General features: G+C 61.9%; 22 protein-coding genes. 17 read left to right on the top strand and 5 right to left on the bottom strand.

All coding sequences use genetic code 11. The features are described from left to right. Nucleotides 1-115 precede the first annotated feature (115 nt). The 3 genes from E4T63_RS13915 to E4T63_RS13905 are packed head-to-tail and all read left to right on the top strand — an operon-like array spanning nucleotide 116 to nucleotide 3,783. Nucleotides 116-1,129 carry an iron ABC transporter substrate-binding protein gene (locus E4T63_RS13915; protein ID WP_135295784.1) on the top strand — a complete coding sequence of 338 codons (1,014 nt, stop codon included), beginning with the start codon at nucleotides 116-118 and terminating at the stop codon, nucleotides 1,127-1,129. 3 nt (nucleotides 1,130-1,132) lie between these two features. Then, complete coding sequence (locus E4T63_RS13910) at nucleotides 1,133-2,728, top strand: ABC transporter permease (RefSeq protein ID WP_135295783.1); 1,596 nt, start codon at nucleotides 1,133-1,135, stop codon at nucleotides 2,726-2,728. Then, nucleotides 2,725-3,783: an ABC transporter ATP-binding protein gene (locus tag E4T63_RS13905; protein WP_135295782.1), complete on the top strand. Its 1,059-nt coding sequence runs from the start codon at nucleotides 2,725-2,727 to the stop codon at nucleotides 3,781-3,783. Before E4T63_RS13910 ends, E4T63_RS13905 begins: the two co-directional genes overlap by 4 nt. Here the strand turns inward: E4T63_RS13905 and E4T63_RS13900 are convergent, their stop codons facing one another. Continuing rightward, nucleotides 3,784-4,674: a site-specific integrase gene (locus E4T63_RS13900; protein WP_027611947.1), complete on the bottom strand. Its 891-nt coding sequence runs from the start codon at nucleotides 4,672-4,674 to the stop codon at nucleotides 3,784-3,786. Nucleotides 4,675-5,112: 438 nt separating this feature from the next. Here E4T63_RS13900 and arnB point away from each other — a divergent pair, with 438 nt between their 5' ends. From arnB to E4T63_RS13825, 14 genes are all read left to right on the top strand, one after another. Then, a complete protein-coding gene (gene arnB, locus E4T63_RS13895; RefSeq protein WP_027611948.1) occupies nucleotides 5,113-6,261 on the top strand; it encodes a UDP-4-amino-4-deoxy-L-arabinose aminotransferase in 1,149 nt (382 codons plus the stop codon). Next, entirely contained in the window at nucleotides 6,258-7,289 is a 1,032-nt protein-coding gene (arnC, locus tag E4T63_RS13890) for an undecaprenyl-phosphate 4-deoxy-4-formamido-L-arabinose transferase (protein WP_134786352.1), read from the top strand. Before arnB ends, arnC begins: the two co-directional genes overlap by 4 nt. After that, nucleotides 7,286-9,277, top strand: a complete 1,992-nt coding sequence (gene arnA, locus E4T63_RS13885) for a bifunctional UDP-4-amino-4-deoxy-L-arabinose formyltransferase/UDP-glucuronic acid oxidase ArnA (protein WP_135295781.1) — start codon at nucleotides 7,286-7,288, stop codon at nucleotides 9,275-9,277. Before arnC ends, arnA begins: the two co-directional genes overlap by 4 nt. After that, entirely contained in the window at nucleotides 9,277-10,161 is an 885-nt protein-coding gene (gene arnD, locus E4T63_RS13880) for a 4-deoxy-4-formamido-L-arabinose-phosphoundecaprenol deformylase (RefSeq protein ID WP_098963996.1), read from the top strand. Before arnA ends, arnD begins: the two co-directional genes overlap by 1 nt. Beyond that, on the top strand, nucleotides 10,158-11,807 hold the full coding sequence (gene arnT, locus E4T63_RS13875) for a lipid IV(A) 4-amino-4-deoxy-L-arabinosyltransferase (protein WP_098963995.1): 1,650 nt from the start codon (nucleotides 10,158-10,160) through the stop codon (nucleotides 11,805-11,807). The genes arnD and arnT overlap by 4 nt, the downstream gene beginning before the upstream one ends. Continuing rightward, nucleotides 11,804-12,148, top strand: a complete 345-nt coding sequence (gene arnE / locus E4T63_RS13870) for a 4-amino-4-deoxy-L-arabinose-phosphoundecaprenol flippase subunit ArnE (RefSeq protein WP_098963994.1) — start codon at nucleotides 11,804-11,806, stop codon at nucleotides 12,146-12,148. Before arnT ends, arnE begins: the two co-directional genes overlap by 4 nt. Further along, the gene (gene arnF, locus E4T63_RS13865; protein WP_098963993.1) at nucleotides 12,145-12,558 is read left to right on the top strand and encodes a 4-amino-4-deoxy-L-arabinose-phosphoundecaprenol flippase subunit ArnF; all 414 of its coding nucleotides are present in this window, start codon (nucleotides 12,145-12,147) and stop codon (nucleotides 12,556-12,558) included. Before arnE ends, arnF begins: the two co-directional genes overlap by 4 nt. Beyond that, the gene (locus E4T63_RS13860) at nucleotides 12,555-13,934 is read left to right on the top strand and encodes a UDP-glucose dehydrogenase family protein (protein ID WP_135295780.1); all 1,380 of its coding nucleotides are present in this window, start codon (nucleotides 12,555-12,557) and stop codon (nucleotides 13,932-13,934) included. The genes arnF and E4T63_RS13860 overlap by 4 nt, the downstream gene beginning before the upstream one ends. Next, nucleotides 13,931-15,529, top strand: a complete 1,599-nt coding sequence (locus E4T63_RS13855) for an ArnT family glycosyltransferase (RefSeq protein WP_135295779.1) — start codon at nucleotides 13,931-13,933, stop codon at nucleotides 15,527-15,529. The genes E4T63_RS13860 and E4T63_RS13855 overlap by 4 nt, the downstream gene beginning before the upstream one ends. A 79-nt stretch (nucleotides 15,530-15,608) precedes the next feature. Then, nucleotides 15,609-16,127, top strand: coding sequence for a GNAT family N-acetyltransferase (locus tag E4T63_RS13850; RefSeq protein WP_135295778.1), 519 nt, complete (start codon nucleotides 15,609-15,611; stop codon nucleotides 16,125-16,127). A 204-nt stretch (nucleotides 16,128-16,331) separates the two neighbouring features. After that, entirely contained in the window at nucleotides 16,332-17,510 is a 1,179-nt protein-coding gene (locus E4T63_RS13840) for an MFS transporter (protein ID WP_135295777.1), read from the top strand. A 154-nt stretch (nucleotides 17,511-17,664) separates the two neighbouring features. Continuing rightward, nucleotides 17,665-18,354, top strand: coding sequence for an HPP family protein (locus E4T63_RS13835; RefSeq protein WP_135295776.1), 690 nt, complete (start codon nucleotides 17,665-17,667; stop codon nucleotides 18,352-18,354). A gap of 253 nt (nucleotides 18,355-18,607) precedes the next feature. Beyond that, complete coding sequence (locus E4T63_RS13830; RefSeq protein WP_135295775.1) at nucleotides 18,608-19,714, top strand: enoyl-CoA hydratase/isomerase family protein; 1,107 nt, start codon at nucleotides 18,608-18,610, stop codon at nucleotides 19,712-19,714. 3 nt (nucleotides 19,715-19,717) lie between these two features. After that, on the top strand, nucleotides 19,718-20,869 hold the full coding sequence (locus E4T63_RS13825) for an acyl-CoA dehydrogenase family protein (RefSeq protein WP_003224706.1): 1,152 nt from the start codon (nucleotides 19,718-19,720) through the stop codon (nucleotides 20,867-20,869). 106 nt (nucleotides 20,870-20,975) lie between these two features. Here E4T63_RS13825 and E4T63_RS13820 read toward each other — a convergent pair whose 3' ends face one another. The 4 genes from E4T63_RS13820 to E4T63_RS13805 all read right to left on the bottom strand — a co-directional run bounded on the left by E4T63_RS13820 (nucleotide 20,976) and on the right by E4T63_RS13805 (nucleotide 25,005). Next, complete coding sequence (locus E4T63_RS13820; protein WP_007968973.1) at nucleotides 20,976-21,749, bottom strand: enoyl-CoA hydratase; 774 nt, start codon at nucleotides 21,747-21,749, stop codon at nucleotides 20,976-20,978. Between the two features lie 15 nt (nucleotides 21,750-21,764). Then, on the bottom strand, nucleotides 21,765-22,892 hold the full coding sequence (locus tag E4T63_RS13815; RefSeq protein ID WP_135295774.1) for an acyl-CoA dehydrogenase: 1,128 nt from the start codon (nucleotides 22,890-22,892) through the stop codon (nucleotides 21,765-21,767). A gap of 145 nt (nucleotides 22,893-23,037) precedes the next feature. Further along, nucleotides 23,038-24,231 carry an acetyl-CoA C-acyltransferase gene (locus E4T63_RS13810; RefSeq protein WP_135295773.1) on the bottom strand — a complete coding sequence of 398 codons (1,194 nt, stop codon included), beginning with the start codon at nucleotides 24,229-24,231 and terminating at the stop codon, nucleotides 23,038-23,040. A 12-nt stretch (nucleotides 24,232-24,243) separates the two neighbouring features. Further along, nucleotides 24,244-25,005: an SDR family NAD(P)-dependent oxidoreductase gene (locus E4T63_RS13805; RefSeq protein WP_135295772.1), complete on the bottom strand. Its 762-nt coding sequence runs from the start codon at nucleotides 25,003-25,005 to the stop codon at nucleotides 24,244-24,246. Nucleotide 25,006: the final 1 nt, after the last annotated feature.

Genomic DNA, 25,006 nt, shown 5'->3' with positions numbered 1-25,006 from the left:
TTGACGTTTTTTTCTCATTTGCCACCCTACATTGCCGCGACTCGACACTTGCAAATCGTTCGCATTGTTTCCTGCGAGGGTTTGCTCATAACGTCTGAAAACAGGAGCTGCCCGAATGAATCCACGCTTTCCATCCTTCTTCAAACGCGCATTGCTGGCCACTGCGTTGCTCGGCACCGGGCAGGCTTTTGCCGCCGATTCGGTGGGTCTGGTGGTCTACAACGCGCAGCATGAAACGCTCACCAAGGCCTGGGTGGCCGGCTTCACCGAAGAAACCGGAATCCCGGTGACCATTCGCAACGGCGATGACACCGAGATGGGCAACCAGCTCGTGCAGGAAGGCGCCGCCTCGCCGGCAGACGTATTCCTCACCGAGAATTCCCCGGCGATGGTGCTGGTGGACAACGCCAAACTGTTCGCCCCTCTGGCGCCCGCTACCCTTGAGCAAGTCGATTCCGCCTACCGTCCGGCCCACGGCAATTGGGTCGGCATCGCCGCCCGTTCCACCGTGTTCGTCTACAACCCAAGCAAACTGACTGAAAAGGACTTGCCCAAATCCCTGCTCGACCTCGCCACCCCGGCCTGGAAAGGCCGTTGGGCCGCCTCCCCGGCTGGCGCGGACTTCCAGGCGATCGTCGCCGCCGTCCTGCAACAGAAAGGTGAAGCTGCCACGCTGGAATGGCTCAAGGGCATGAAGACCAACGCCACGATCTATCGCGGCAACAGTGCGGTGCTCAAAGCGGTGAACGCCGGGCAGATCGACAGCGGCGTGATCTATCACTATTACAGCTTCGTTGATCAGTCCAAGACCGGCGAAAACAGCAAAAACACCAAGCTGTACTACTTCAAACATCAGGATCCGGGCGCGTTCGTCAGCACCTCCGGCGCTGGCGTGCTGGCCTCGAGCAAGCATCAGGATGAAGCGCAGAAGTTCGTCAAATACATCACCAGCAAGGAAGGTCAGGAAGTTCTCGAAACCGGCACCTCCTTCGAATACGCCGTGGGTAAAGACGCGCCGTCCAATCCGAAGCTCACTCCGCTGAAAACCCTCGACGCGCCGAAAGTCGATGCGTCGACCCTCGACAGCAAAAAAGCCGTCGAGCTGATGATCCAGGCCGGATTGCTCTAAGTGATGCCCGAAACCTTGCCTGCACCGGCCGTTGCGACGGCCCCCGCCAGCCTCCTTCACCCGCCCCGTACGCTGGCCGGGCGTGGCAGTTCGTGGGTGGTGAGCTCGGCGGTGCTGGTGTCGTTGTTGTCCCTGCTGCCGATCGCATTCGTGATCGGCGTGGCGTGGTACACCGGCTGGGCGACCATCGAAGCTCTGATCTTTCGCCCGCGGGTCGGCGAATTGTTGATCAACACCGTGCTGCTGGTGCTGATCACCCTGCCGCTGTGCATCCTGCTCGGAACCACCCTGGCCTGGCTGACCGAACGCAGCAATCTGCCCGGCCGACGCTTGTGGTCAGTGCTGGCGGTCGCACCGCTGGCCGTGCCGGCGTTCGTCCACAGTTATGCGTGGGTCAGCCTGATTCCGTCGATCCACGGTCTGCCGGCCGGTGTGCTGGTGTCGGTGATCGCCTATTTCCCGTTTCTGTATTTGCCGATTGCCGCGACCTTGCGCCGTCTCGATCCGGCGATTGAAGACGTCGCGCAATCCTTGGGACTCAAGCCGTGGGCGGTGTTCTTTCGGGTGGTGTTGCCGCAATTGCGCTTGGCAATCTGCGGTGGCGCGTTGTTGGTCGGTCTGCATTTGCTGGCCGAGTACGGCTTGTACGCGATGATCCGTTTCGACACCTTCACCACGGCGATCTTCGATCAGTTCAAATCGACGTTTAACGGCCCGGCGGCCAACATGCTCGCTGGCGTTCTGGCGCTGTGCTGTCTGGCGATGCTCACCGCCGAATCTGCCGCCCGTGGCAACGCCCGCTACGCGCGAGTCGGTTCCGGCAGCGCCCGGGATCAGCGCAGCGTGCAACTGGGCCGAGGCGTGACAACCCTGGCTTTATTGCTGCAAACCTTGACCTGCCTGCTGGCACTCGGTGTGCCGTTGCTCACGCTGGGCCGCTGGCTGCTGGCCGGTGGCGTGCAGGTCTGGCAAGGTGACGAGTTGCTGCCGGCGCTGCTGCAGACCTTGTCTTACGGAGTGGCCGGCGCATTGCTGACCAGTGTCGCGGCGATTCCCATCGCGTGGCTGTCGATCCGCTCGCCGGGCAAACTGCAGCGCTTGCTGGAAGGCTGCAACTACATCACCAGCTCACTGCCCGGCATTGTCGTTGCTTTGGCGCTGGTCACCGTGACCATTCATTTCGCCCGGCCGATCTACCAGACCACCATCACCGTGCTGCTGGCTTACCTGCTGATGTTCCTGCCGCGGGCGCTGGTCAGCCTGCGCGCCGGTTTCGCACAGGCCCCGGTCGAGCTGGAAAACATCGCGCAAAGCCTTGGCCGCTCGCCGATACGCGCATTGTGGCTGATCACTGTGCGCCTGGCGGCCCCCGGCGCGGCGGCAGGTGCGGCGCTGGTGTTCCTGGCAATCACCAATGAACTGACCGCAACCCTGCTGCTGGCGCCCAACGGTACGCGGACTCTCGCCACCGGTTTCTGGGCGATGACCAGCGAAATCGATTACGCCGCCGCAGCGCCGTATGCGCTGCTGATGATCCTGCTTTCCCTGCCGCTGACGGCCATCCTCTATCACCAATCCAGGCGTACCGCTGGCCGATGAACGCTCTCGAACTGCACAACCTCAGTAAAACCTTCGGCGCGCAAAAGGCGCTCGACGACGTCAGCCTCAACGTGCCGACCGGCAGCCGCACCGTCATCGTCGGCCCCTCCGGTTCCGGCAAGACCACGCTGTTGCGGATGATCGCCGGCTTCGAGTTTCCCGACAGCGGCAGCATTACGCTCAACGGCCAGACGCTGGTCGACCGCAGCCACGCAGTGCCGGCCTATCAACGGCAGATCGGCTACGTACCGCAAGACGGCGCGTTGTTCCCGCACATGACGGTGGCGGCGAACATCGGTTTCGGCCTGGCCCTGACCGGTGCGGCCCGCACCCAGCGCATCCTTGAGTTGATGGACAGCGTCGCCCTCGACGCCAACATGGCCAACCGTTGGCCCCACGAATTGTCCGGAGGCCAGCAACAGCGGGTCTCGCTGGCCCGTGCACTGGCGCAGCAACCACGGCTGATGCTGCTCGACGAGCCGTTCTCCGCCCTCGACACCGGTTTGCGCAGTGCCATGCGCAAAATGGTCGCGCGCCTGCTCGAAGACGCCGGCGTCACCACCATTCTGGTGACCCACGACCAGAGCGAAGCGTTGTCGTTTGCCGATCAATTGGCGGTGATGCGCAGCGGCCGGCTGGTGCAGTCCGGACATCCGATGGATCTCTACCGCTATCCGCAGGATGAACAGACCGCGCACTTTCTCGGCGAAGCGGTGGTCCTGCCCGCGCGAATCGAGGCGGGTTGGGCGCATTGCGATCTGGGTCAGGTGGCGGTGAACAGCAACGGTTTCAGCGGCACCGCACAGATCATGCTGCGCCCCGAGCAATTGCAGATCGCCGAAGGGGCGTCTGACGGTCAAAGCTGCCCTGCGCTGGTCACCGACCGCGATTTTGCCGGCAACACCTGCACCCTGACCGTTGAACTGAGTTCATCCGCGACGCAGGATCCGCCCCGTTCGATTCTGGTGCGCAGCTCCGGCATGCACGCGCCGCCCGCCGGCAGCGCGGTGCAGCTGTCGGTACTCGGTGCGGCGCATGTGTTTGGCCTGAACTGATCAGAGATCGAAGCGATCCACCGCCCGCCGCCGCTCGTTGTCATCGCGCACATCGTAGTTGGCGGTGGTCTGGATGTTGCTGTGATGCGCCAGTTTCTGCGCGATCGACAGGTCGTGCTCCTCGATCACCCGGGTGATGAACGAGCGACGGAAATCGTGGGGCATGATCTTCACCCCGACCTGCGTGCCGCGCTGACGGGCGATGTAATAGATCGCGTGCTTGGTGATGCGCTCGCGGGTGATGTGGCTGCCGCGGCGAATACGGTTGAACAGGAAGGCATCGTCGCTCTCGCCTTCCTTGAGCTGCGAGCGGCGCAGTTCGAGCCATGCATCGAGCTTGCTGAAAGCCCATGCCGGCGCGTACTTGATCAACTGCTTGTTGCCCTTGGCGGTGACGCACAGGCTGCGCTCGCTGAAGTCGACCTGATTCAGGTCCAGGTCCACCGATTCCGATTTGCGCATGCCGGTGCCGTACAGCAACGCGATGATTGCCGCATCACGCAGGCCCTGCGGGCGTGGGTCGGCGGCGCAGACTTCCATCAATTCGTGAATCAGCGTGCGCTTGAGATTGCGCCCCTGAGACAGCCGCGTGCCGGCGATGCCCTTGACCGAGCGCATCTTCAACAGATGTTCCTGGCTGATCAGACTCATGCGCCAGGCCTCATTCATCACCCCGCGTACCGCATTCACATACAACGAAGAAGTGTTCGGTGCGTAGTTGTCTGCGCGCAATGCAGCGACCAGTGCAACAACATCTTCCGGCTGCAAGGCATGCCAGGGAATCTCTTCGACATTCATGTCTTCAAAGCCCAGGCGATCGGCCGCATCTTGCAGCACGTAACGCATGGTCAGTTGGCTGGAGGGCGCCAAACGCGCGAGGTACAGGCTCATCGGGTTGGTTTTTGGAGCGTCGGGGGTTGCAGCAACTAAATCAATCAAACGTTAAACCTTGAGTAAAAAACGTACAGCACTACAACAACTAACAAATGCAATGTACTTGAAGTAAAGAAGGTACTTGAGCGGCACTGTCCGACAAAAAACTGCGATGGACGGCAGAAGCCTGAACAGCGGCTGTATAAGTGACAGATAAACGATTCGCCAACCGGTTTTTCATGTTCCTTTCACAAAAACCGGCATAACCTTAATTCCCATAGGTTCGGTAGTGGCTATGCCCCAACCTGCCGGGCAAATCGTGAAAAGTCAATCAATCCCCGACGTCATGCTTTTTTTGCCAAGTTATTGATGCAGGAGCGCTTTTCTGTGTCTACGCTGTGGTTGGATCCAACAGTTGCGTGAGTCCATCCTTTTATTTTTTGCAATGAGGTGCCCATGAGTCAGGCGTTTCTCCCCTTCTCCCGCCCAAGTATTGGCGATGAGGAAATTGCCGCTGTCGAGCAGGTGTTGCGCTCGGGCTGGATCACCACGGGGCCGAAAAACCAGGCACTCGAAGAGCAATTTGCGCAGTACGTGGGTTGCAAGCACGCGGTGGCCTTGTCTTCGGCCACCGGCGGCATGCACATCACGCTGCTGGCCCTGGGCATCGGCCCGGGCGACGAAGTCATCACCCCGTCGCAGACCTGGGTTTCGACCGCCAACATGATCTCCCTGCTGGGCGCCAAACCGGTGTTTGTCGATGTCGACCGGGACACGCTGATGACCGACGCTGCGCGCATTGAAGCGGCCATCACTCCGCGGACCAAGGCAATCATTCCGGTGCACTACGCCGGCGCTGCGTTCGATCTTGATCCGCTGTACGCCCTGGCCGACAAGCACGGCATCCCGGTCATCGAAGACGCCGCCCACGCCGCCGGCACCCGCTACAAGGGGCGCCACGTCGGTTCGCAAGGCACGGCGATCTTCTCGTTCCATGCGATCAAGAACATGACCTGTGCCGAAGGCGCGATGTTCGTCACCGACGACGAAGCGCTCGCCAGCCGCGTGCGCATGCTCAAATTCCACGGCCTGGGCGTTGACGCCTATGACCGTCTGACCGGTGGCCGCAAGCCGCAGGCGCAAGTGATGGAACCGGGCTTCAAGTACAACCTGGCCGACATCAACGCCGCGATTGCCCTGGTGCAGCTGCAACGTCTGGACGAAATCAACGCCCGGCGCACCGAACTGGCCACCAGCTACCTGCAAAAATTCGAAGGCCTGCCGGTGCAACCGCTGGCCCTGCCCGCCTATGCCCAGCAACACGCCTGGCACCTGTTCATCCTGCGCATCGACAGCGAGCGTTGCGGCATGGATCGCGAAGCCTTCATGAAGGCGTTGCAGGATCAGGGCATCGGCACCGGTATCCATTTCATCGCCACCCACCTGCACACCTGGTATCGCCAGCGTGACCCCGACCTGTACCTGCCCAACACCGAATGGAACTCGGCGCGGCTGTGCTCGATTCCGCTGTTCCCCGACATGACCGGTCAAGACCTTGACCGGGTGGTCGGTGCCATCGCACACATCATGGAAAAACGCCTGTGAAACCTTATCCAATCCGTAGCGTGTCGATCGTCATCCCGGTCTACAACGAACAGGAAAGCCTGCCCGAGCTGCTGCGTCGTACCGAGGCGGCCTGCCGCCAACTGAATCACGATTTCGAAATCGTGCTGGTCGACGACGGCAGCCGCGACGAATCGGCGAACATGCTCGAAGAAGCCGCCGGGCGTGAAAACAGCCCGTTCGTGGCGGTCATTCTCAACCGCAACTATGGTCAGCACGCCGCAATCATGGCCGGTTTCGAACAGTGCAAGGGCGACGTGGTGATCACCCTCGATGCCGACCTGCAGAACCCGCCGGAGGAAATCCCCCGGCTGGTGGCCGAAGCCGAAAAAGGTTACGACGTGGTCGGCACCGTGCGCGGCAATCGTCAGGACTCGGCGCTGCGCCGTTATCCTTCGAAGCTGATCAACCTGGCCGTGCAACGCTCCACCGGCGTCGCCATGAGCGACTACGGCTGCATGCTGCGCGCCTACCGCCGCACCATCATCGACGCCATGCTCGCCTGCCGTGAACGCAGCACGTTCATCCCGATCCTGGCCAACAGCTTCGCCCGTCACACCACCGAAATCGTCGTGGCCCACGCCGAGCGTGAACACGGCGACTCGAAATACAGCCCGATGCGCCTGATCAACCTGATGTTCGATCTGGTCACCTGCATGACCACCACCCCGCTGCGTCTGTTGAGCATCGTCGGCTTCGCCATGGCCGGATTGGGCGTGCTGTTCGCGATTGCGTTGATTGTCTTGCGTCTGGCCTTCGGTGCCGGTTGGGCCGGTGACGGTACCTTCGTGCTGTTCGCCGTACTGTTCGTGTTCACCGGTGGTCAGTTCATCGGCATGGGGCTGCTGGGTGAATACCTCGGCCGCATGTACAGCGATGTGCGCGCCCGTCCACGTTTCTTCATCGAAAAGGTGTTGCGCAGCCAGCCGGCCGATCCGGCCCCTGCCGTCACCGTCGATGGTCTTTCTTCTACCGCTACTTCTTCCACTTCCGATCAGGTTCTCTCATGAGTGCAAAAACTGTTGTCTTCGCCTACCACGATATTGGCTGCGCCGGCATTGAAGCCCTGCTCAACAGCGGCTTTGACATTGCAGCAGTGTTCACTCACGCCGACGATCCGAAAGAAAACGCGTTCTATGCGTCGGTTGCCCAGCTGTGCGCCAACAAAGGCATCCCGGTCCACGCCCCGGAAGACGCCAACCACCCACTGTGGATCGAGCGCATCGCCAAGCTGGACCCGGAGTACATTTTCTCCTTCTACTACCGCAACCTGCTGAGCGAACCACTGCTGGCCCTGGCCAAAAAAGGCGCGTTCAACCTGCACGGTTCGCTGCTGCCACGCTATCGCGGCCGCGCTCCGGCGAACTGGGTGCTGGTCAACGGCGAAACCGAAACCGGCGTTACCCTGCACCGCATGGTCAAGCGCGCTGATGCCGGCGCCATCGTTGCCCAGCAGCGCGTTGCCATCGACCGCAGCGACACCGGCCTGACCCTGCACGCCAAACTGCGCACCGCCGCCAGCGACCTGCTGCGCGACACCCTGCCGAACATGCTGCAAGGCAAGATCACTGAAACCCCACAGGACGAATCGAAAGCCACCGTGTTCGGTCGTCGCACCCCGGCGGACGGCAAACTGGTCTGGGCCAAACCGGCCGAAGAACTGTTCAACCTGGTGCGCGCCGTCACCCGTCCTTACCCGGGCGCCTTCTGCGCTGTGGGCGAACACAAACTGATCGTCTGGAGCGCTGAAGTCGTCAAGGGCAACGAAGGCCAGGCGCCAGGCCGCGTGATCAGCGTCGATCCGCTGCGCATTGCCTGCGGTCAAGACTCGCTGGTGATCAACGCCGGTCAGCGCAACGACAACGGCCTGTACCTCAGCGGGCCGCAACTGGCCAACGAACTGGGTCTGGTCGATGGCTCGCTGCTGCGCGGTGCCGAATCCGGTCGTGCGCCACGTCGTACTCGCGTACTGATCCTGGGCGTCAACGGTTTCATCGGTAACCACCTGTCCGAGCGCCTGCTGCGTGACGACCGCTACGAAGTCTACGGTCTGGACATCGGCTCCGACGCCATCGAGCGTCTGCGCAGCCACCCGAACTTCCACTTCGTCGAAGGCGACATCAGCATTCACTCCGAGTGGATCGAGTACCACATCAAGAAGTGCGACGTGGTCCTGCCGCTGGTGGCCATCGCCACCCCGATCGAATACACCCGCAACCCACTGCGCGTATTCGAGCTGGACTTCGAAGAAAACCTGAAACTGGTTCGCTACTGCGTCAAGTACAACAAGCGCGTGATTTTCCCGTCGACTTCGGAAGTCTATGGCATGTGCCAGGACAAGAACTTCGACGAAGACAGCTCGAACCTGATCGTTGGCCCGATCAACAAGCAGCGCTGGATCTACTCGGTCTCCAAGCAACTGCTGGACCGCGTGATCTGGGCTTACGGCGCCAAGGGCCTGAACTTCACCCTGTTCCGTCCGTTCAACTGGATGGGCCCGCGTCTGGACCGTCTGGATTCGGCGCGTATCGGCAGCTCCCGCGCCATCACCCAGTTGATCCTCAACCTGGTGGAAGGCACGCCGATCCGTCTGTTCGACGGTGGCGAGCAGAAGCGTTGCTTCACTGACATCGCTGACGGCGTTGAAGCCCTGGCGCGGATCATCGACAACGACAACGATGTCTGCAACGGCCAGATCATCAACATCGGCAACCCGGACAACGAAGCCAGCATCCGTCAGTTGGGCGAAGAGCTGCTGCGTCAGTTCGAAGCGCACCCGCTGCGTCACAACTTCCCGCCGTTCGCCGGTTTCCGCGACGTGGAAAGCAAGGCGTTCTACGGTGCCGGTTACCAGGACGTGGAACACCGCAAGCCAAGCATCGCCAACGCCAAGCGCCTGCTGAACTGGGAGCCGACCGTGGAAATGCGCGAGACCATCGGCAACACCCTGGACTTCTTCCTGCGTGAAGCCATGCTCGAAATCGCGGACAAGAAGTAATGCAGGCAGGTCTTCGTATCGATGTCGACACCTACCGTGGCACCCGTGAAGGTGTGCCGCGGTTGCTGGAGATGCTCGACGAGGCGCAGGTCAAGGCAACGTTTTTCTTCAGTGTCGGCCCGGACAACATGGGTCGACATCTGTGGCGCCTGATCCGCCCGCAGTTCCTCTGGAAAATGCTGCGCTCCAACGCTGCCGGCCTCTACGGCTGGGACATTTTGCTGGCCGGCACTGCCTGGCCCGGCAAACCGATTGGCCGTGATCTCGGGCACCTGATGCGTCAGGCCCGGGACGCCGGTCACGAAGTCGGCCTGCACGCCTGGGATCACCATGGCTGGCAGGCCAACGCCGGGCGCTGGAGCGACGCGCAACTGATCGAACAGATCCGGCGCGGCGTCGACACCTTGAGCGACATCCTCGGCGAAAAGATCCAGTGTTCGGCCGCCGCCGGTTGGCGTGCGGACGAGCGCGTGATCGAGGCCAAGCAGACCTTCGGCTTTCGCTATAACAGCGATTGCCGCGGGCAGAGCCTGTTCCGTCCGCTGCTGGCGGACGGTTCGCTGGGCACTCCGCAGATTCCGGTGGACCTGCCGACCTTCGACGAAGTCGTCGGCCCGCACGTGGCGGCGAAGGACTTCAACGCCTTCATCCTCGACCGGTTCCAGGCGCAAGCACTCAACGTCTACACCATTCATGCCGAAGTAGAAGGGATTCTGATGGCTCAGGACTTTCGTCAATTGCTGGCCGATGCACGCCAGCGCAACATTGACTTCAAACCCTTGGGCGACTTGTTGCCCGAGTTTTTCAACACCCTGCCCGTGGGCCGCGTGCAACGCGGTGTGCTCGAAGGCCGTGAAGGCTGGCTGGGAGTGCAAGGCGCATGACCAGACGCTGGGCACTGCCGCTGTTGGTCGGCCTCTGTCTGCTGGCCTATCTGTTGCCGTTGAGCACCCATGGCCTGTGGATCCCCGACGAAACCCGCTACGCACAGATCAGCCAGGACATGCTGCTCAGTGGCAATTGGGTGTCGCCGCATTTCATGGGGTTGCGGTATTTCGAGAAACCGATTGCCGGCTACTGGATGATCGCCATCGGCCAGGAATTGTTCGGACAGAACCTGTTCGGCGTGCGCTTCGCGTCGGCACTCAGCACGGCTTTGAGTGTGCTGCTGGCCTACCTGGTCGCGCGCAGGTTATGGAACGATCCGCGCAAGAGCTTCGTCTGCGCCCTGCTCTATATGAGCTTCACCGTCGTCGCCGGTCAGGCCGGGTACGCCAACCTCGATCCGCAATTCACCTTCTGGGTCAACCTGAGTCTGGTGGCGCTGTGGTTTGCGCTCGACAGCAAAAGCACCGGGCAACGGCTGGGCGCCTGGGCGCTGCTGGGGCTGGCCTGCGGCATGGGTTTCATGACCAAGGGCTTTCTCGCCTGGTTGCTGCCAGTACTGATCGCGTTGCCGTGGATGCTCTGGCAGAAACGCTGGCGTGAACTACTGGTGTTCGGTCCGGTGGCGATCGCCATCGCGATCATCGTCAGCTTGCCGTGGGCGCTGGCGGTGCACGCACAGGAACCGGATTACTGGCGGTTCTTCTTCTGGCACGAACACATCCGGCGCTTTGCCGGTGACGATGCGCAGCACGATGCACCGTGGTGGTTCTACTTGCCGCTGCTGGTGGCATTCAGTCTGCCGTGGGTTGGCCTGTTGCCGACCGCGTTCAAGCAAGCCTGGCAAACCCGGGCCCAGCCGAACATGGTCTTTCTGTTGTTGTGGTTGTGGTTGCCGCTGGGCTTTTTCAGCCTGAGCAACGGCAAGCTGCCGACCTACATTCTGCCGTGCCTGTTGCCATTGGCACTGCTGCTGGGTAATGCGCTGGCTGATCGCTTGCGTCTGGAACAAGGTCGGGCACTGGGGATCAACGGTCTGCTGAACCTGCTGCTGGGTGTGGTCACGCTGATCGCACTGGTTTACCTGCAACTGAACAAACCGGTGTACGACCACGAACTGCACAGCCTGGTGCTGGTGTTCATCGCCCTGATCGGCTGGATCATCGCCAACCTGGCGCAAGCGTTCCTGCCGTTGCAGTGCTGGGCGGCACCGGCGCTGGGCAGTCTGTTACTGGCCGGGATCCTGCCGGCGGCGTTGCCCAAATCGGTGGTGGCCAACAAAACCCCGGATCAGTTCATCCGCCACCACGTCACCGAACTGTCCGGCACCACGCACCTGCTGAGCAATGATCTGGGCGCGGCGGCAGCGCTGGCCTGGCGCATGAAACAACCGGAGGTCGCGCTGTACAACACGGTCGGCGAACTCAAATACGGTCTTTCCTACCCGGAAGGCGCCGAGCGCCGACTCACCAAGGACAACGTTCAACAATGGGTACGCGAAGCGCGCCGCAGCGGATCGGTCGGTGTGCTGATGCGCGTCAAGGGCCAGGACGAGCTCGAAGAGCTGGACCTGTTGCCCAAGGACGGTACCCGTTACGAATCGGGCAATCTGGTGATCATGGTGCTGCCCAAGGATCCGTCATGAGCTGGTTGCTGTTACTGACGGCGTGTCTGCTGACGTGCCTGGGGCAAGTCGCGCAGAAATTCGCCGTGGAGAGCTGGCGCGGCGTTGAGTCGTCGTGGGCCGCCAAACTGCGTTCGCCGTGGTTGTGGCTGGCGCTGTTTTCGCTGGGTAGCGGGCTACTGGTCTGGCTGCTGGTGTTGCAACGTCTTGAAGTGGGCATCGCTTACCCGATGCTCAGCCTCAACTTCGTGCTGATCACCCTGATTGCCCGCTTCGTCTTTCGCGAGCCCATCGACCGCCAGCATTGGCTGGGCGTGGCGCTGGTGATCGGCGGCGTGGTTTTGCTGGGGCAACAGTCATGAACCAGGCTCGTGGAATCGGTTTTGCTCTGGGCAGCGTAATGCTGGTCAGTGGCGCCCAACTGGGCATGCGCTGGAGCATGACGCGCCTGCCACAACCGGAACAATGGCTGACGGCGCTGAGCGCCGGCAGTGTCGATCTGTCGGCAATGGCCGTGGTGCTGGCGGCGATTTTCGCCTACGCCCTGTCGATGCTCTGCTGGCTCGCGGCATTGCGCGATCTGCCGTTGGGCCGGGCTTATTCACTATTGAGCATCAGCTACGCGCTGGTGTACCTGCTGGCGGCCAGTCTGCCGCTGTTCAACGAATCGTTCAGTTTCACTAAATCGCTGGGCGTGGCACTGGTCATGCTCGGGGTCATCACTATTAACACTCGTCCGTCTCGTGCGCCCGAATTCAGGAGTGCTCCATGAAAATCACAGTATTTGGTAGCGGTTATGTCGGCCTGGTGCAGGCCGCCGTGTTGGCCGAAGTCGGTCACGACGTCGTGTGTATGGACATCGATCAGAAGAAAGTCGAACTGCTGCGTCAGGGTCACGTCAGCATCTTCGAACCGGGCCTGTCGAGCCTGGTGCGCGAAGGCCTGGACTCCAGCCGCCTGCATTTCACCTCCGATGAAAAACTTGCCGTACAGCACGGTCGTGTTGCGTTCATCGCCGTCGGTACACCGTCCAGCGAAGACGGCTCGGCCGATCTGAAATACGTGCTGTCGGTAGGTGACGCCGTGGCGCGCCACCGTGAGCAGCCGCTGATCCTGGTGGAGAAATCCACCGTGCCGGTCGGCACCGGCGACACCCTGCGTGCACACATTCAAGCCGCACTGGACAAGGCCGGTCGTGAGCTGCAGTTCGATATCGTCTCCAACCCGGAATTCCTCAAGGAAGGTTCGGCGGTGTCCGACTGCCGTCGTCCGGACCGCATCGTCATCGGCTGCGAAGGTGACGAAGTGCGCGATGTGATGCGCGACCTGTACTCGCCGTTCAACCGCAACCATGACCGCATCATGTTCATGGACCTGCGCAGCGCCGAGCTGACCAAATACGCCGCCAACTGCATGCTGGCGACCAAGATCAGCTTCATCAACCAGATCGCCGAACTGGCCGAACACCTGGGCGCCGACATCGAGTCAGTCCGTCAGGGCATCGGTGCCGACACGCGCATCGGTTACCACTTCATCTACCCAGGCTGCGGTTACGGCGGTTCGTGCTTCCCGAAAGACATGCGCGCGCTGATCCACAGTGCCGAACAGGCGCATTGCTCCAGCGACCTGCTGCAAGCGGTCGAAGCGATCAACGAGCGGCAGAAGCACAAGCTGTTCGACCGCATCAATGCGTTCTACAAAGGTGATCTGCGCGGCAAGACCTTCGCCCTGTGGGGCCTGGCGTTCAAGCCAAACACCGACGACATGCGCGACGCGCCGAGCCGTGTACTGCTCGATTCGTTGTTCGCCGCTGGCGCCAGCGTTCGCGCGTTCGACCCGGAAGCGATGCAGGAAACCCAGCATCTGTATCCGAACGAAGAAAAACTGATGCTGATGGGCACTCCGGAATCGGTGCTGGCGGGTTCCGATGCGCTGATCATCTGCACCGAATGGCAGCAGTTCAAGGCGCCGGATTTCGACCTGATCGAGCAGCGTCTGAAAGCCCCGGTGATCTTCGACGGCCGCAACCTGTACGACGCCGAGCGTCTGGCACGCAACGGCTTCAAGTACTTCCCGATCGGCCGAGGCGATTCGCGCAAACTGCCGATCCCGCTGCAGCAGTGGCCTAACACTGCGGACGTCGCTTGATCACGTTGTCGCCTGTCATCCGCCGGCAGTCCCTGATCGCAGGGCTGCTGGCACTGCTGTTGTTTATCGCCGGGGTTTACGGACAGGCTCCCATTGGCTTCGATTCACGGTTCGTACTGTTTGCCCAGGAAATGTTGCGACACGGGCCAACGGTATTCCCGACCACATACGGTCAACCTTACGCCGACTATTCAGCGCTCTCGACGCTGTTCATCTGGTTGTTGTCGTTGCCCTTCGGCGCGATCAACACCCTGACGGCATGGCTGCCGAGCGCCATTGCCGGCGGCGTGATCGTGACGTTGATGTATCGCTTGCTGGCGGTGCATTCGCAGCGCTGGGCGCTGATCAGTATTGCGCTGCTGATGCTCACCAGCACCTTTGTCACCGAAGTGCGCGCGGTGTCGCAAGACCTGATGCTCGCCGCCGTGGCGCTGTCGGTGTTTTATCTGGGTTACGCGCACGACCACTTCGGCTCGCGCCGGCGCTGGCCGCTGATCTTTGTCCTGTTGTTGCTGGGCTTCGGGATTCGCGGGCCTATCGGCCTGGTGGTACCGACCGGCATGCTCTGCAGTTACTACCTGCTCAACCGTGAGTGGAAACGCCTCTTCGTGTTCGGCGTGATCGCTTCTGTGTTACTCGCAGCGTGTGTCAGCCTGCTGTTGTGGCTGGCGAAACTCAGCGGTGGCGAAGCCTTCCTGCAGGACGTGATCCGCATGCAGTTCATGGGGCGCATGGACGGCAGCGAAGGCGTCAGCGGTTCGCTGTATTACTTCACCAGCTCGATGGGCAATTACGCACTGGCGTATCCGCTGGCGATCCTGGCGTTGGCCGCGACCTGGCTGAGCAAACCGCATCAGCGCGGCCCGGCGTTGCGTCTGGTGCAATATTGCGCGGCTGCCGGGCTGATCGTCATGGTCGGTCTGTCGATTCCACAGGCGAAGAAGGCGCGTTACCTGCTGCCGATGTTGCCGATGGCGGCGATCATCGCGGCGTACCCGTTTCAGGTGCTGCACGGACGAGTGTTCCGCGTATTGCGTGGGGTAATTCAAGGCATTTGGCTGGTGACACCGGGGCTGTTGATGGTGGCCCTGCTGGTTGCCAAGCGCCGTTTTCCCGAGCAGCTGGACGGCATCACCCTGGTGCTGGTCGTGCTCGGCGTTCTGCAATTGCTCGCGTTGTCGCGCCTGATGGTCCCGCGCTGGCGGGCCGAAGTGTTGGCGCTGTGCTCGGTATTGGCGTTGTGGACGGTGTATGCCGCGGTGTTCGAACCGGTAGAGCGACGTCTGTACGACACGCAGGCCTTCAGTCGTGCTGCCTTCGCGCAGGTGCAGCAGAACCCGGCCCCGCTGGTGCTGCACGGCATGGGCAAAGACGCCAAGGCGATCAAGTTCATGGTCAACGTCGAGCAGGATCTGCAACCGCAGTTCACCGAAACAGTCCAGCAACTCGAAGCCCTCAAAGCCCCGGCCTGGCTGATGATGGACAGCAAGGACCTGCAATCGCTGCAAGGCACCTCGCTGGCCAGCCTGCAACCCGTGCTGACGGGGCGTTTCGACAAGAACGATTACGTGCTGTTGTATCTGAAGCCCTTGTAGGAACTGATTGAGGCTGCGATCTTTTGCGCTTTCAGGAAAAAGATCGCAGCCTGCGGCAGCTCCTACAGGGATTTTTACCATGAGTTTTGTTGTACGCCGGGCGCGGCAGAATGATGCCGCCGCCCTCCCCGCCATCGAACGCTCGGCCGCCGAGCTGTTTCGCACAGATCCGACCCTCGCCTGGCTTGCCGACACCGACGTGGCCAGCGCCGCGCAACACCGCCATGCCATCGACAATGCACACGTCTGGGTCGCCGAAACCACCTCGGCGCAACTCGCAGGGTTTATCCGCGCGCTGGATTTCGACAACTTGCTGCACATTGAAGAACTGTCGGTCAGCCTCGCGTTTCAGGGACAAGGCGTGGGCCGTCAACTGCTGCTGGCCGCGATTGAACATGCCCGCCGTGAGCAGATGCACGCCGTGACCCTGACCACGTTTCGCGACGTGCCGTGGAATGCGCCGTTTTATCAGCGGATGGGGTTTGTGGAAGTCGCACCCGGTGAGCACGAAGCGCATTTGCTCGATGCTCTGCAGAAAGAAATCGAGCATGGCTTTGCCGCCGAGCGACGCTGCGCCATGCTCCTGCCCCTCTATTGATAACACCGCCAATCCCCTCTGTGGGAGCGGGCTTGCTCGCGAAGGCGGTGTGCCCGCTGATAACGATGCTGGATGTGCCGGCCCCTTCGCGAGCAAGCCCGCTCCCACACGGATTTGCGGTGTGTCAGGTTGACCGCCGAGCGCGACCCGGTGAGGATGGCAAGGCTCACCCGCGCATTCTGAAATAAGGACATTGATCTCCTCGTGGCCACCTACTCCCGCCTCATCCGCCGACTGATGATCACCTCGCTGAGCATCGTCATCAGCCGTGCCCTGATCAGTCCGCTGCTGACCTTGTTTCTCAGCAACAAACTGGGCCTCAACCCACAGGATGTCGGTCTGCTGTTGGGCATCGCCGTGTTCAGTGCCACGCTGTTGTCACTGTACGGCGGCTACATCATCGATCGCCTCGACAAGCGTCAGCTGTTGATCCTGACCATGCTCTCCAGCGGTGTCGGCCTGATGCTGCTGACCTTCGCGCAGAATCTGTACCTGGTCACGCTGGTGTTGATCATCAGTGAAACCGCCTCTGCGCTGTTCCTGATCTGCTCCAAAGCGATGCTCAGTGAAAACCTGCCGGTGGGCCAGCGGGTCAAGGCGTTTTCGCTGAACTACACGCTGACCAATATTGGCTACGCCGTCGGCCCGATGATCGGCGTGGTAATTGCTGGGGTTCAGCCTTCAGCGCCGTTTATCGTCGCGGGGCTAATTGCCGCTGGCAGCGTTTTCCTGCTGCTGGGCGTCTCTCGCGAGGTCAGCCCGCTGTCGCAGGCGAGCCAGCCGCAGAGCTTCCTGAAGACGCTGATCATCCTGAAAAACGACCGCACGATGATCCTGTTTACCCTCGGTTGCTTGCTCAGCACCCTGGTTCACGGGCGCTTCACCCTGTACCTGTCGCAGTATCTGCTGGTGACCCACACGCAGGAGCAGACCCTCGACACCATGGCCGCCCTGCTCGCCTGCAACGCGATCACGGTGATCCTGCTGCAATACCAGATCGGGCGCTTTCTCAAGCGCGAGCACCTGCGGTTCTGGATTGCCGGCGGCACCGCGTTGTTCATCGTCGGCCTGATCGGTTTCAGCATGGCCGACAGTCTGGTCGGCTGGTGCGTGGCGATGTTCATCTTCACCCTCGGCGAGATGATCATCTATCCGGCGGATTTCCTCTTCGTCGACACCCTCGCTCCCGAAGAGCTGCGCGGCAGTTACTACGGTGCGCAGAACCTCGCGGCACTGGGCGGTGCGCTGAGTCCGGTGATGTGCGGGTTCCTGCTGATGCACACGCCGGCGCCGAGCATGTTCTACGCCCTGAGCGCTCTGGCGGGGCTGGGTGGGTATTTGTGTTTTGTCAGCGGACGCCGCGTGGCGATAATTCAAAAATAATGCACTGAAGCAGCATTTATATGAATTTGTCAGCATCGACTTTGCACGGCACACTGTGCGCGTTCCTCCCCCAATAGTTGGAACGCTTCGAGGACTTTCCGAAACGGACAAGTCCTTTTTTTTGCCCCGAATTTACTGCAAGGACCCGATTCACATGCTCGCTCGCTGGTTGCCCGCCGCCATCAACACCCGCCCCACCGAATGGAGCCGCGCCGCGATCGGCATGGCGCTGGGCACCTTGTTCAGCGTCTGGGCGTGCAGTCAGGTGTTCGGCATCGAGGTCGCGTACCACCTGATCGGGCCGTTGGGCGCCTCGGCCGTGTTGCTGTTTGCCGTGTCTTCCGGCGCACTCGCGCAACCCTGGTCGATCATCGGCGGCTACCTGTGCGCCAGCGTGGTCGCGCTGTTGGTGGCCCACGTCCTCGGTCGCACCTTGGGAAGCGCCTGCCTGGCGGCGGGCATGGCGCTGATCCTGATGTGCTGGCTGCGTTGCCTGCATCCGCCGGCCGGCGCACTGGCGCTGACGCTGGTACTGGCCGATCCGGCCACCATCGCCATGGACTGGAAAGCCATGGAACCGGTGATGCTCGCCGCCGCGTGCATGCTGCTCAGCGCGCTGGCCTACAACAACCTGACGCGCATCCGCTATCCGAAACGCCCGGCCGAGCCAGCGCCGGCACTGGTGCCGGTGGATAGCCAGGCCATTACCGCTGAGGATTTGAAACTGGCACTGGCCGACATGGAAGCGTTTATCGACGTCACCCCTGAAGACCTCGAACAATTGATTCATGCCAGCGAGCTGCACGCCAAACGCCGCAGCATCGGCGAAGTCTTCACCCGATAACCACCGCATCATTGTGGCGAGGGAGCTTGCTCCCGCTCGGCTGCGCAGCAGTCGTAAACCCGTGGTGTCGGGCCGCTTCGCAACCCGGCGGGAGCAAGCTCCCTCGCCACAAAGGCAATCCTCAACCTGCTGCAAAAACGCAAACTCCCCCTGCACATATCCCGGTTGTACACGGCAAATTTGCACTGTTACGATCCGTCAACGCTCGCGCGCGAGCTTCTCGAATAAAGACAATAAAAGCAGGGAGTTAGTGATGACTGCTCAGGCTTCATCCCCGCGGACGCCGTCCATGGATGCCACGCCAGACGAAGTGCTGGCCGAGGTTCGCAATCACATCGGTCACCTGACCCTCAACCGCCCCGCCGGTCTCAACGCCATCACCCTCGACATGGTTCGTCAGTTGCAGCAGCAACTCGATGCCTGGGCGACTGACGCCAGCGTGCACGCCGTGGTGCTGCGCGGTGCCGGTGAGAAGGCGTTCTGCGCCGGTGGCGATATCCGTTCGCTGTACGACAGCTTCAAAAGCGGCGACACGCTGCACGAAGATTTCTTCGTCGAGGAATACGCCCTCGACCTGACGCTTCATCATTACCGCAAACCGGTGCTGGCCTTGATGGACGGTTTCGTCCTCGGCGGCGGCATGGGCCTGGTCCAAGGCGCGGATCTGCGAGTGGTCACCGAAAAGAGCCGGCTGGCGATGCCGGAAGTGGCGATCGGGTATTTCCCCGATGTCGGCGGCAGCTATTTCCTCTCACGGATTCCCGGTGAACTGGGGATCTATCTGGGCGTCAGCGGCGTGCAGATTCGCGCGGCCGATGCGTTGTACTGCGGGTTGGCGGACTGGTTTGTCGACAGCAGCAAACTGTCGAGCCTCGACGAACAACTCGATCACCTGGAATGGCGCGACACGCCGCTCAAGGATCTGCAGGGCCTGCTCGCCAAAAACGGCGTGCAAACCCTGGCCGATGCACCGCTGGAGAAACTGCGCCCGGCCATCGACCACTTCTTCGCCCTGCCGGACGTGCCGAGCATTGTCGAGCAACTGCGCGCAGTCACCGTCGCCGACAGCCATGAGTGGGCGACGAGCACCGCTGACCTGCTGGAGACCCGCTCGCCACTGGCGATGGCCGTGACCCTGGAGATGCTCCGGCGCGGTCGGCACCTGAGCCTGGAACACTGTTTCGCCCTCGAACTGCATCTGGATCGCCAGTGGTTCGCACGCGGCGACCTGATCGAGGGCGTGCGCGCCCTGCTGATCGACAAAGACAAGACACCACGCTGGAACCCGCCGACCCTTGCTGCGCTGGACGCCGGGCATGTCGCGAGTTTCTTTCACGGTTTTACTGAGAGCGGGAGCTGAGCCATGCACGATCTCGAACTGACTGAAGAACAAGTGATGATCCGCGACATGGCCCGGGACTTCGCCCGTGGCGAAATCGCGCCGCATGCGCAAGCCTGGGAAAAGGCCGGCTGGATCGACGACGCGCTGGTTGCGAAGATGGGCGAACTCGGTTTGCTCGGCATGGTGGTGCCCGAGGAATGGGGCGGCACTTACGTCGATTACGTGGCCTATGCGCTGGCGGTGGAAGAAATCTCTGCCGGCGATGGCGCGACCGGCGCGTTCATGAGCATTCACAACTCGGTGGGCTGCGGCCCGGTGCTCAACTACGGCAGCGAAGCGCAGAAACAGACCTGGCTGGCGGATCTCGCCAGTGGCCAGACGATTGGCTGCTTCTGCCTCACCGAACCGCAGGCCGGCTCCGAAGCGCACAACCTGCGCACCCGCGCCGAACTGCGCGACGGCCAGTGGGTGATCAACGGCGCCAAGCAATTCGTCAGCAATGGCAAACGGGCGAAACTGGCAATCGTGTTTGCGGTGACCGATCCGGATCTGGGCAAGAAAGGCATTTCTGCGTTCCTGGTGCCCACCGATACTGCGGGTTTCATCGTCGATCGCACCGAACACAAGATGGGCATCCGCGCCTCCGACACCTGCGCGGTGACCCTGAACAACTGCAGCATTCCCGAGGCCAATCTGCTCGGCGAGCGCGGCAAGGGTCTGGCGATTGCCTTGTCCAACCTCGAAGGCGGCCGCATCGGCATCGCCGCGCAGGCTTTGGGTATCGCCCGGGCGGCGTTTGAAGCGGCGCTGGTTTACTCCCGCGATCGCATCCAGTTCGGCAAGCCGATCAACGAACACCAGAGCATCGCCAACCTGCTGGCCGACATGCACATGCAAATCAACGCGGCGCGCTTGATGATCCTGCACGCGGCGCGCCTGCGCACGGCGGGCAAACCGTGCCTGTCGGAGGCGTCGCAGGCCAAACTGTTCGCCTCGGAAATGGCCGAGAAGGTCTGCTCCTCGGCGATTCAGATTCATGGCGGGTATGGGTATCTGGAGGACTATCCGGTCGAGAAGTACTACCGCGATGCGCGGATTACCCAGATCTACGAGGGGTCGAGCGAGATTCAGCGGATGGTAATTGCGCGGGAGCTGAAGAACTACCAGTTGTAACGCCAAAAGCTTCGCGAGCAAGCCCGCTCCCACATTGGATCTGCGTCGTACACAAATCCCATGTGGGAGCGGGCTTGCTCGCGAAGGCGTCAGTCAGGTCAGCGCATTATTTACCCTGAAACTCCGGCGCACGCTTGGCCACAAACGCCGCCATGCCTTCCTTCTGATCCTGGGTGGCAAACGCCGCATGGAACACCCGGCGCTCGAAGCGCACACCTTCAGTCAGGTTGACCTCAAAGGCGCGGTTGACGCTTTCCTTGATCATCATCGCAATCGGCAACGACTTGCTGGCGATCACCGCAGCGACTTTCAACGCCTCGTCGAGCAGTTCATCACTCGGCACGATCCGCGCAACGATGCCGCAGCGTTCGGCTTCCACCGCATCGATCATCCGCCCGCTGAGGCACATTTCCATGGCCTTGGCCTTACCCACCGCGCGGGTCAGGCGCTGGGTGCCGCCCATGCCCGGGAGCACGCCGAGGTTGATTTCCGGCTGACCGAATTTGGCGTTGTCACCGGCCAGGATGAAGTCGCACATCAGCGCCAGTTCGCAGCCGCCACCGAGGGCAAAGCCGTTGACCGCAGCAATGATCGGCTTACGGCGGTTGGCCACACGGTCGCTGTCGCTGAACAGATCATCCATGTAGATCTGCGGATAGGTCAGTTCGGCCATTTCCTTGATGTCGGCGCCGGCGGCGAAGGCTTTCTTCGAACCGGTGATGACGATGCAACCGATGTTCGCATCCGCTTCCAGACCATCGAGGGCATGGTTCACTTCGCTGACCAGTTGCGCGTTCAGGGCGTTCAGCGCCTGTGGGCGGTTGAGGGTGATCAGGCCGACGCGGCCGTGGTTTTCCAGCAGAATCGTTTCGTAAGTCATGGGCAAGATTCCTTGTCAGAGATTGCGCGAAATAACCATGCGCTGAATGTCGCTGGTGCCTTCGTAGATCTGGCACACGCGCACGTCGCGGTAGATGCGTTCCAGCGGGAAGTCGTTGAGATAACCGTAACCGCCCAGCGTCTGCAACGCCATTGAGCAAACCTTCTCGGCCATTTCCGAGGCGAACAGTTTCGCCATCGAAGCCTCGACCAGCGCCGGCTGACCGCTATCGCGCAGGGCCGCGGCGTAATGCACCATTTGCCGGGCGACGGCGATCTGCGTGGCCATGTCGGCGAGACGGAAGGCCACCGCCTGGTGCTCGATGATCGGTTTGCCGAAAGTATCGCGCTCACGTGCATAGTCGCGGGCCGCTTCGAACGCAGCGCGGGCCATGCCCACCGCTTGCGAGGCGATGCCGACCCGCCCGCCTTCGAGGTTGGCCAGGGCGATTTTGTAGCCTTCGCCCTCCTCACCCAAGCGGTTGGCGACCGGCACCTTCACGTCTTCAAACAGAATCTGGCAGGTGTCCGACGCGTGCTGGCCGAGCTTGTCTTCGACCCGGGCGACTTTGTAGCCGGGCGAATCGGTGGGCACGATGAACGCCGTGATCCCGCGTTTGCCGGCACTCGGATCGGTCACCGCAAACACGATCACGATCCCGGCGTTCTGCCCGGAGGTGATGAACTGTTTGCAGCCGTTGAGCACGTAGTGATCGCCTTCCAACCGTGCGCGGGTTTTCAGGCTGCTGGCGTCGGAACCGGCCTGCGGTTCGGTCAGGGCGAATGCGCCGAGCATCGCGCCGCTGGCCAGCGGTTTGAGGAAGCGTTCGCGCTGATCGTCGTTGCCGAACTTGAGGATCGGCACACAGCCCACCGAGTTGTGCACGCTCATGATGGTCGAGCAGGCGCCGTCGCCGGCGGCGATTTCTTCCAGGGCCATGGCGTACGCCAGGTAGCCGGTGTCACAGCCGCCCCACTGCTCCGGCACAAGCATGCCGAAGAAGCCCAATTCGGCCATCTCGCCAATGGCTGCCTTGGGGAAACGATGCTCGCGATCCCACTCGGCGGCGAACGGTTTCAGCCGTTCCTCGGCGAACTGCCGGGCCATGTCGCGGATCTGGGTTTGGTCTTCGTTGGGAATCATGGTGAATCCTTAAATTCAAGTCGCACCGCCTATTCATTGTGGGAGGGGGCTTGCTCCCGAATTGGCCGTGTCAGTCAGACAATTTCTGAATGACACACCGCCTTCGGGAGCAAGCCCCCTCCCACAGGGAGAAAGGGCGTTGGCCTCAGTAGATGCATTCCACGGCCATTGCCGTGGCTTCACCGCCGCCGATGCAGATCGCCGCGATCCCGCGTTTCAGGTTTTTCTGGCGCAGGGCCGAGAGCAAGGTCACCAGAATCCGCGCACCCGAGGCACCGATCGGATGGCCCAGCGCGCAGGCACCGCCGTGCACGTTGAGCTTGTCGTGGGGGATTTCCAGATGGGTCATCGCGGCCATCGCCACCACGGCGAACGCTTCGTTGATCTCGAACAGATCGACCTCGTTCAACCCCCAACCGGTCTTCTTCACCAGCTTCTTGATCGCGCCAATCGGTGCCACCGGGAACAGGCCCGGCGTGTCGGCAAACGCCGCGTGACCATGAATCACCGCCAGCGGTTTAAGCCCGAGTTTCTGCGCTTGCGACTGGCGCATCAGCACCAGTGCCGCCGCGCCGTCGGAGATCGAGCTGGAGTTGGCCGCCGTTACCGTGCCGCCTTCGCGGAACGCCGGTTTCAGCGAGGCGACCTTGTCCAGTTTGGCTTTCGGCGGCTGCTCGTCGTTGCTGATCAGCACTTGTTCCTTGCCCACCGTCACGGTCAGCGGAACGATCTCGGCCTTGAAGCTGCCGTCCTTGATCGCCTGCTGGGCGCGGGTGGTCGAAGCGATAGCAAAGGCATCCTGGGCTTCGCGGCTGAAGTCGTTGGTTTCGGCGCAGTCTTCGGCGAAGGTGCCCATCAGACGGCCCTTGTCGTAGGCGTCTTCGAGGCCGTCGAGGAACATCGAGTCGAGCACCCGGCCATGGCCCATGCGGTAACCGGCGCGAGCACGGTCGAGCAAGTATGGCGAATTGGACATGCTTTCCATGCCACCGGCGATCACCACATCGGCGCTGCCGGCCAGCAGCATGTCGTGGGCGAGAATGGTGGTTTCCATGCCCGAGCCGCACATTTTGTTGACGGTGGTGCAGCGCGTCGATTTATCCAGCCCGGCACCCAGTGCCGCCTGCCGCGCCGGCGCCTGACCGAGGCCGGCCGGCAATACGCAACCGAACAACACTTCATCAACCGCGTCGCTGGCAACCCCGGCGCGCTCAACCGCTGCCTTGATCGCGGCAGCACCGAGTTGCGGCGCGGTGAGGCTTTTCAGTTCGCCCTGAAAGCCGCCCATCGGGGTGCGGACGGCGCTGACGATAACAATCGGATCGTTGGCAATAGTCATGACAAATCCTCCTTACTTGGCGGCCATGCGCAAGGCGCCGTCGAGACGGATCACCTCACCATTGAGCATGCTGTTTTCGATGATATGCCGAACCAGCGCGGCGTACTCGGCAGGTTTGCCAAGACGCGGCGGGAACGGCACGCCAGCGGCCAGCGACTCGCGCACTTCCGGGGTCATACCGGCCATCATCGGGGTTTCGAAAATGCCCGGGGCGATGGTCATCACGCGGATACCGAAGCGCGCCAGTTCGCGGGCGGCCGGCAGGGTCAGGCTGGCGATCGCGCCTTTGGAGGCGGAATACGCGGCCTGACCGATCTGGCCGTCGAACGCAGCGACCGAGGCGGTGTTGATGATCACCCCGCGCTCACCGTCGGCGTTGGCTTCGCTCTCGGCGATGGCCGCCGCGGCCAGACGCAACATGTTGAAGCTGCCGATCAGATTGACGTTGATCACCTGGGCAAAACTCGACAGCGCATGCGGGCCGTTCTTGCCGAGGATCTTCTCGCCGCGAACGATGCCGGCGCAGTTGACCAGACCGTTGAGGCTGCCAAAGGCTTTCACCGTCGCCTGCACCGCAGCTTCGGCAGCGGCTTCATTGCTGATATCGGCCACCACACTTTGCGCGCCAAGGCGCTGGGCCTGGGCTGCTACCGCTTCGGCATTCAAATCCACCAGCATCACTTTGGCGCCGGCGCTGACCAGCAATTCAGCGCTGGCCGCACCCAGGCCGGAGGCGCCGCCGGTGACGATAAAAACCTTGTTCTCGATCTGCATG

This window comes from Pseudomonas fluorescens, from assembly GCF_004683905.1.
GTDB classification, from domain to species: domain Bacteria; phylum Pseudomonadota; class Gammaproteobacteria; order Pseudomonadales; family Pseudomonadaceae; genus Aquipseudomonas; species Aquipseudomonas putida_A.
This window is presented reverse-complemented; position numbering and strand designations above follow the sequence as displayed.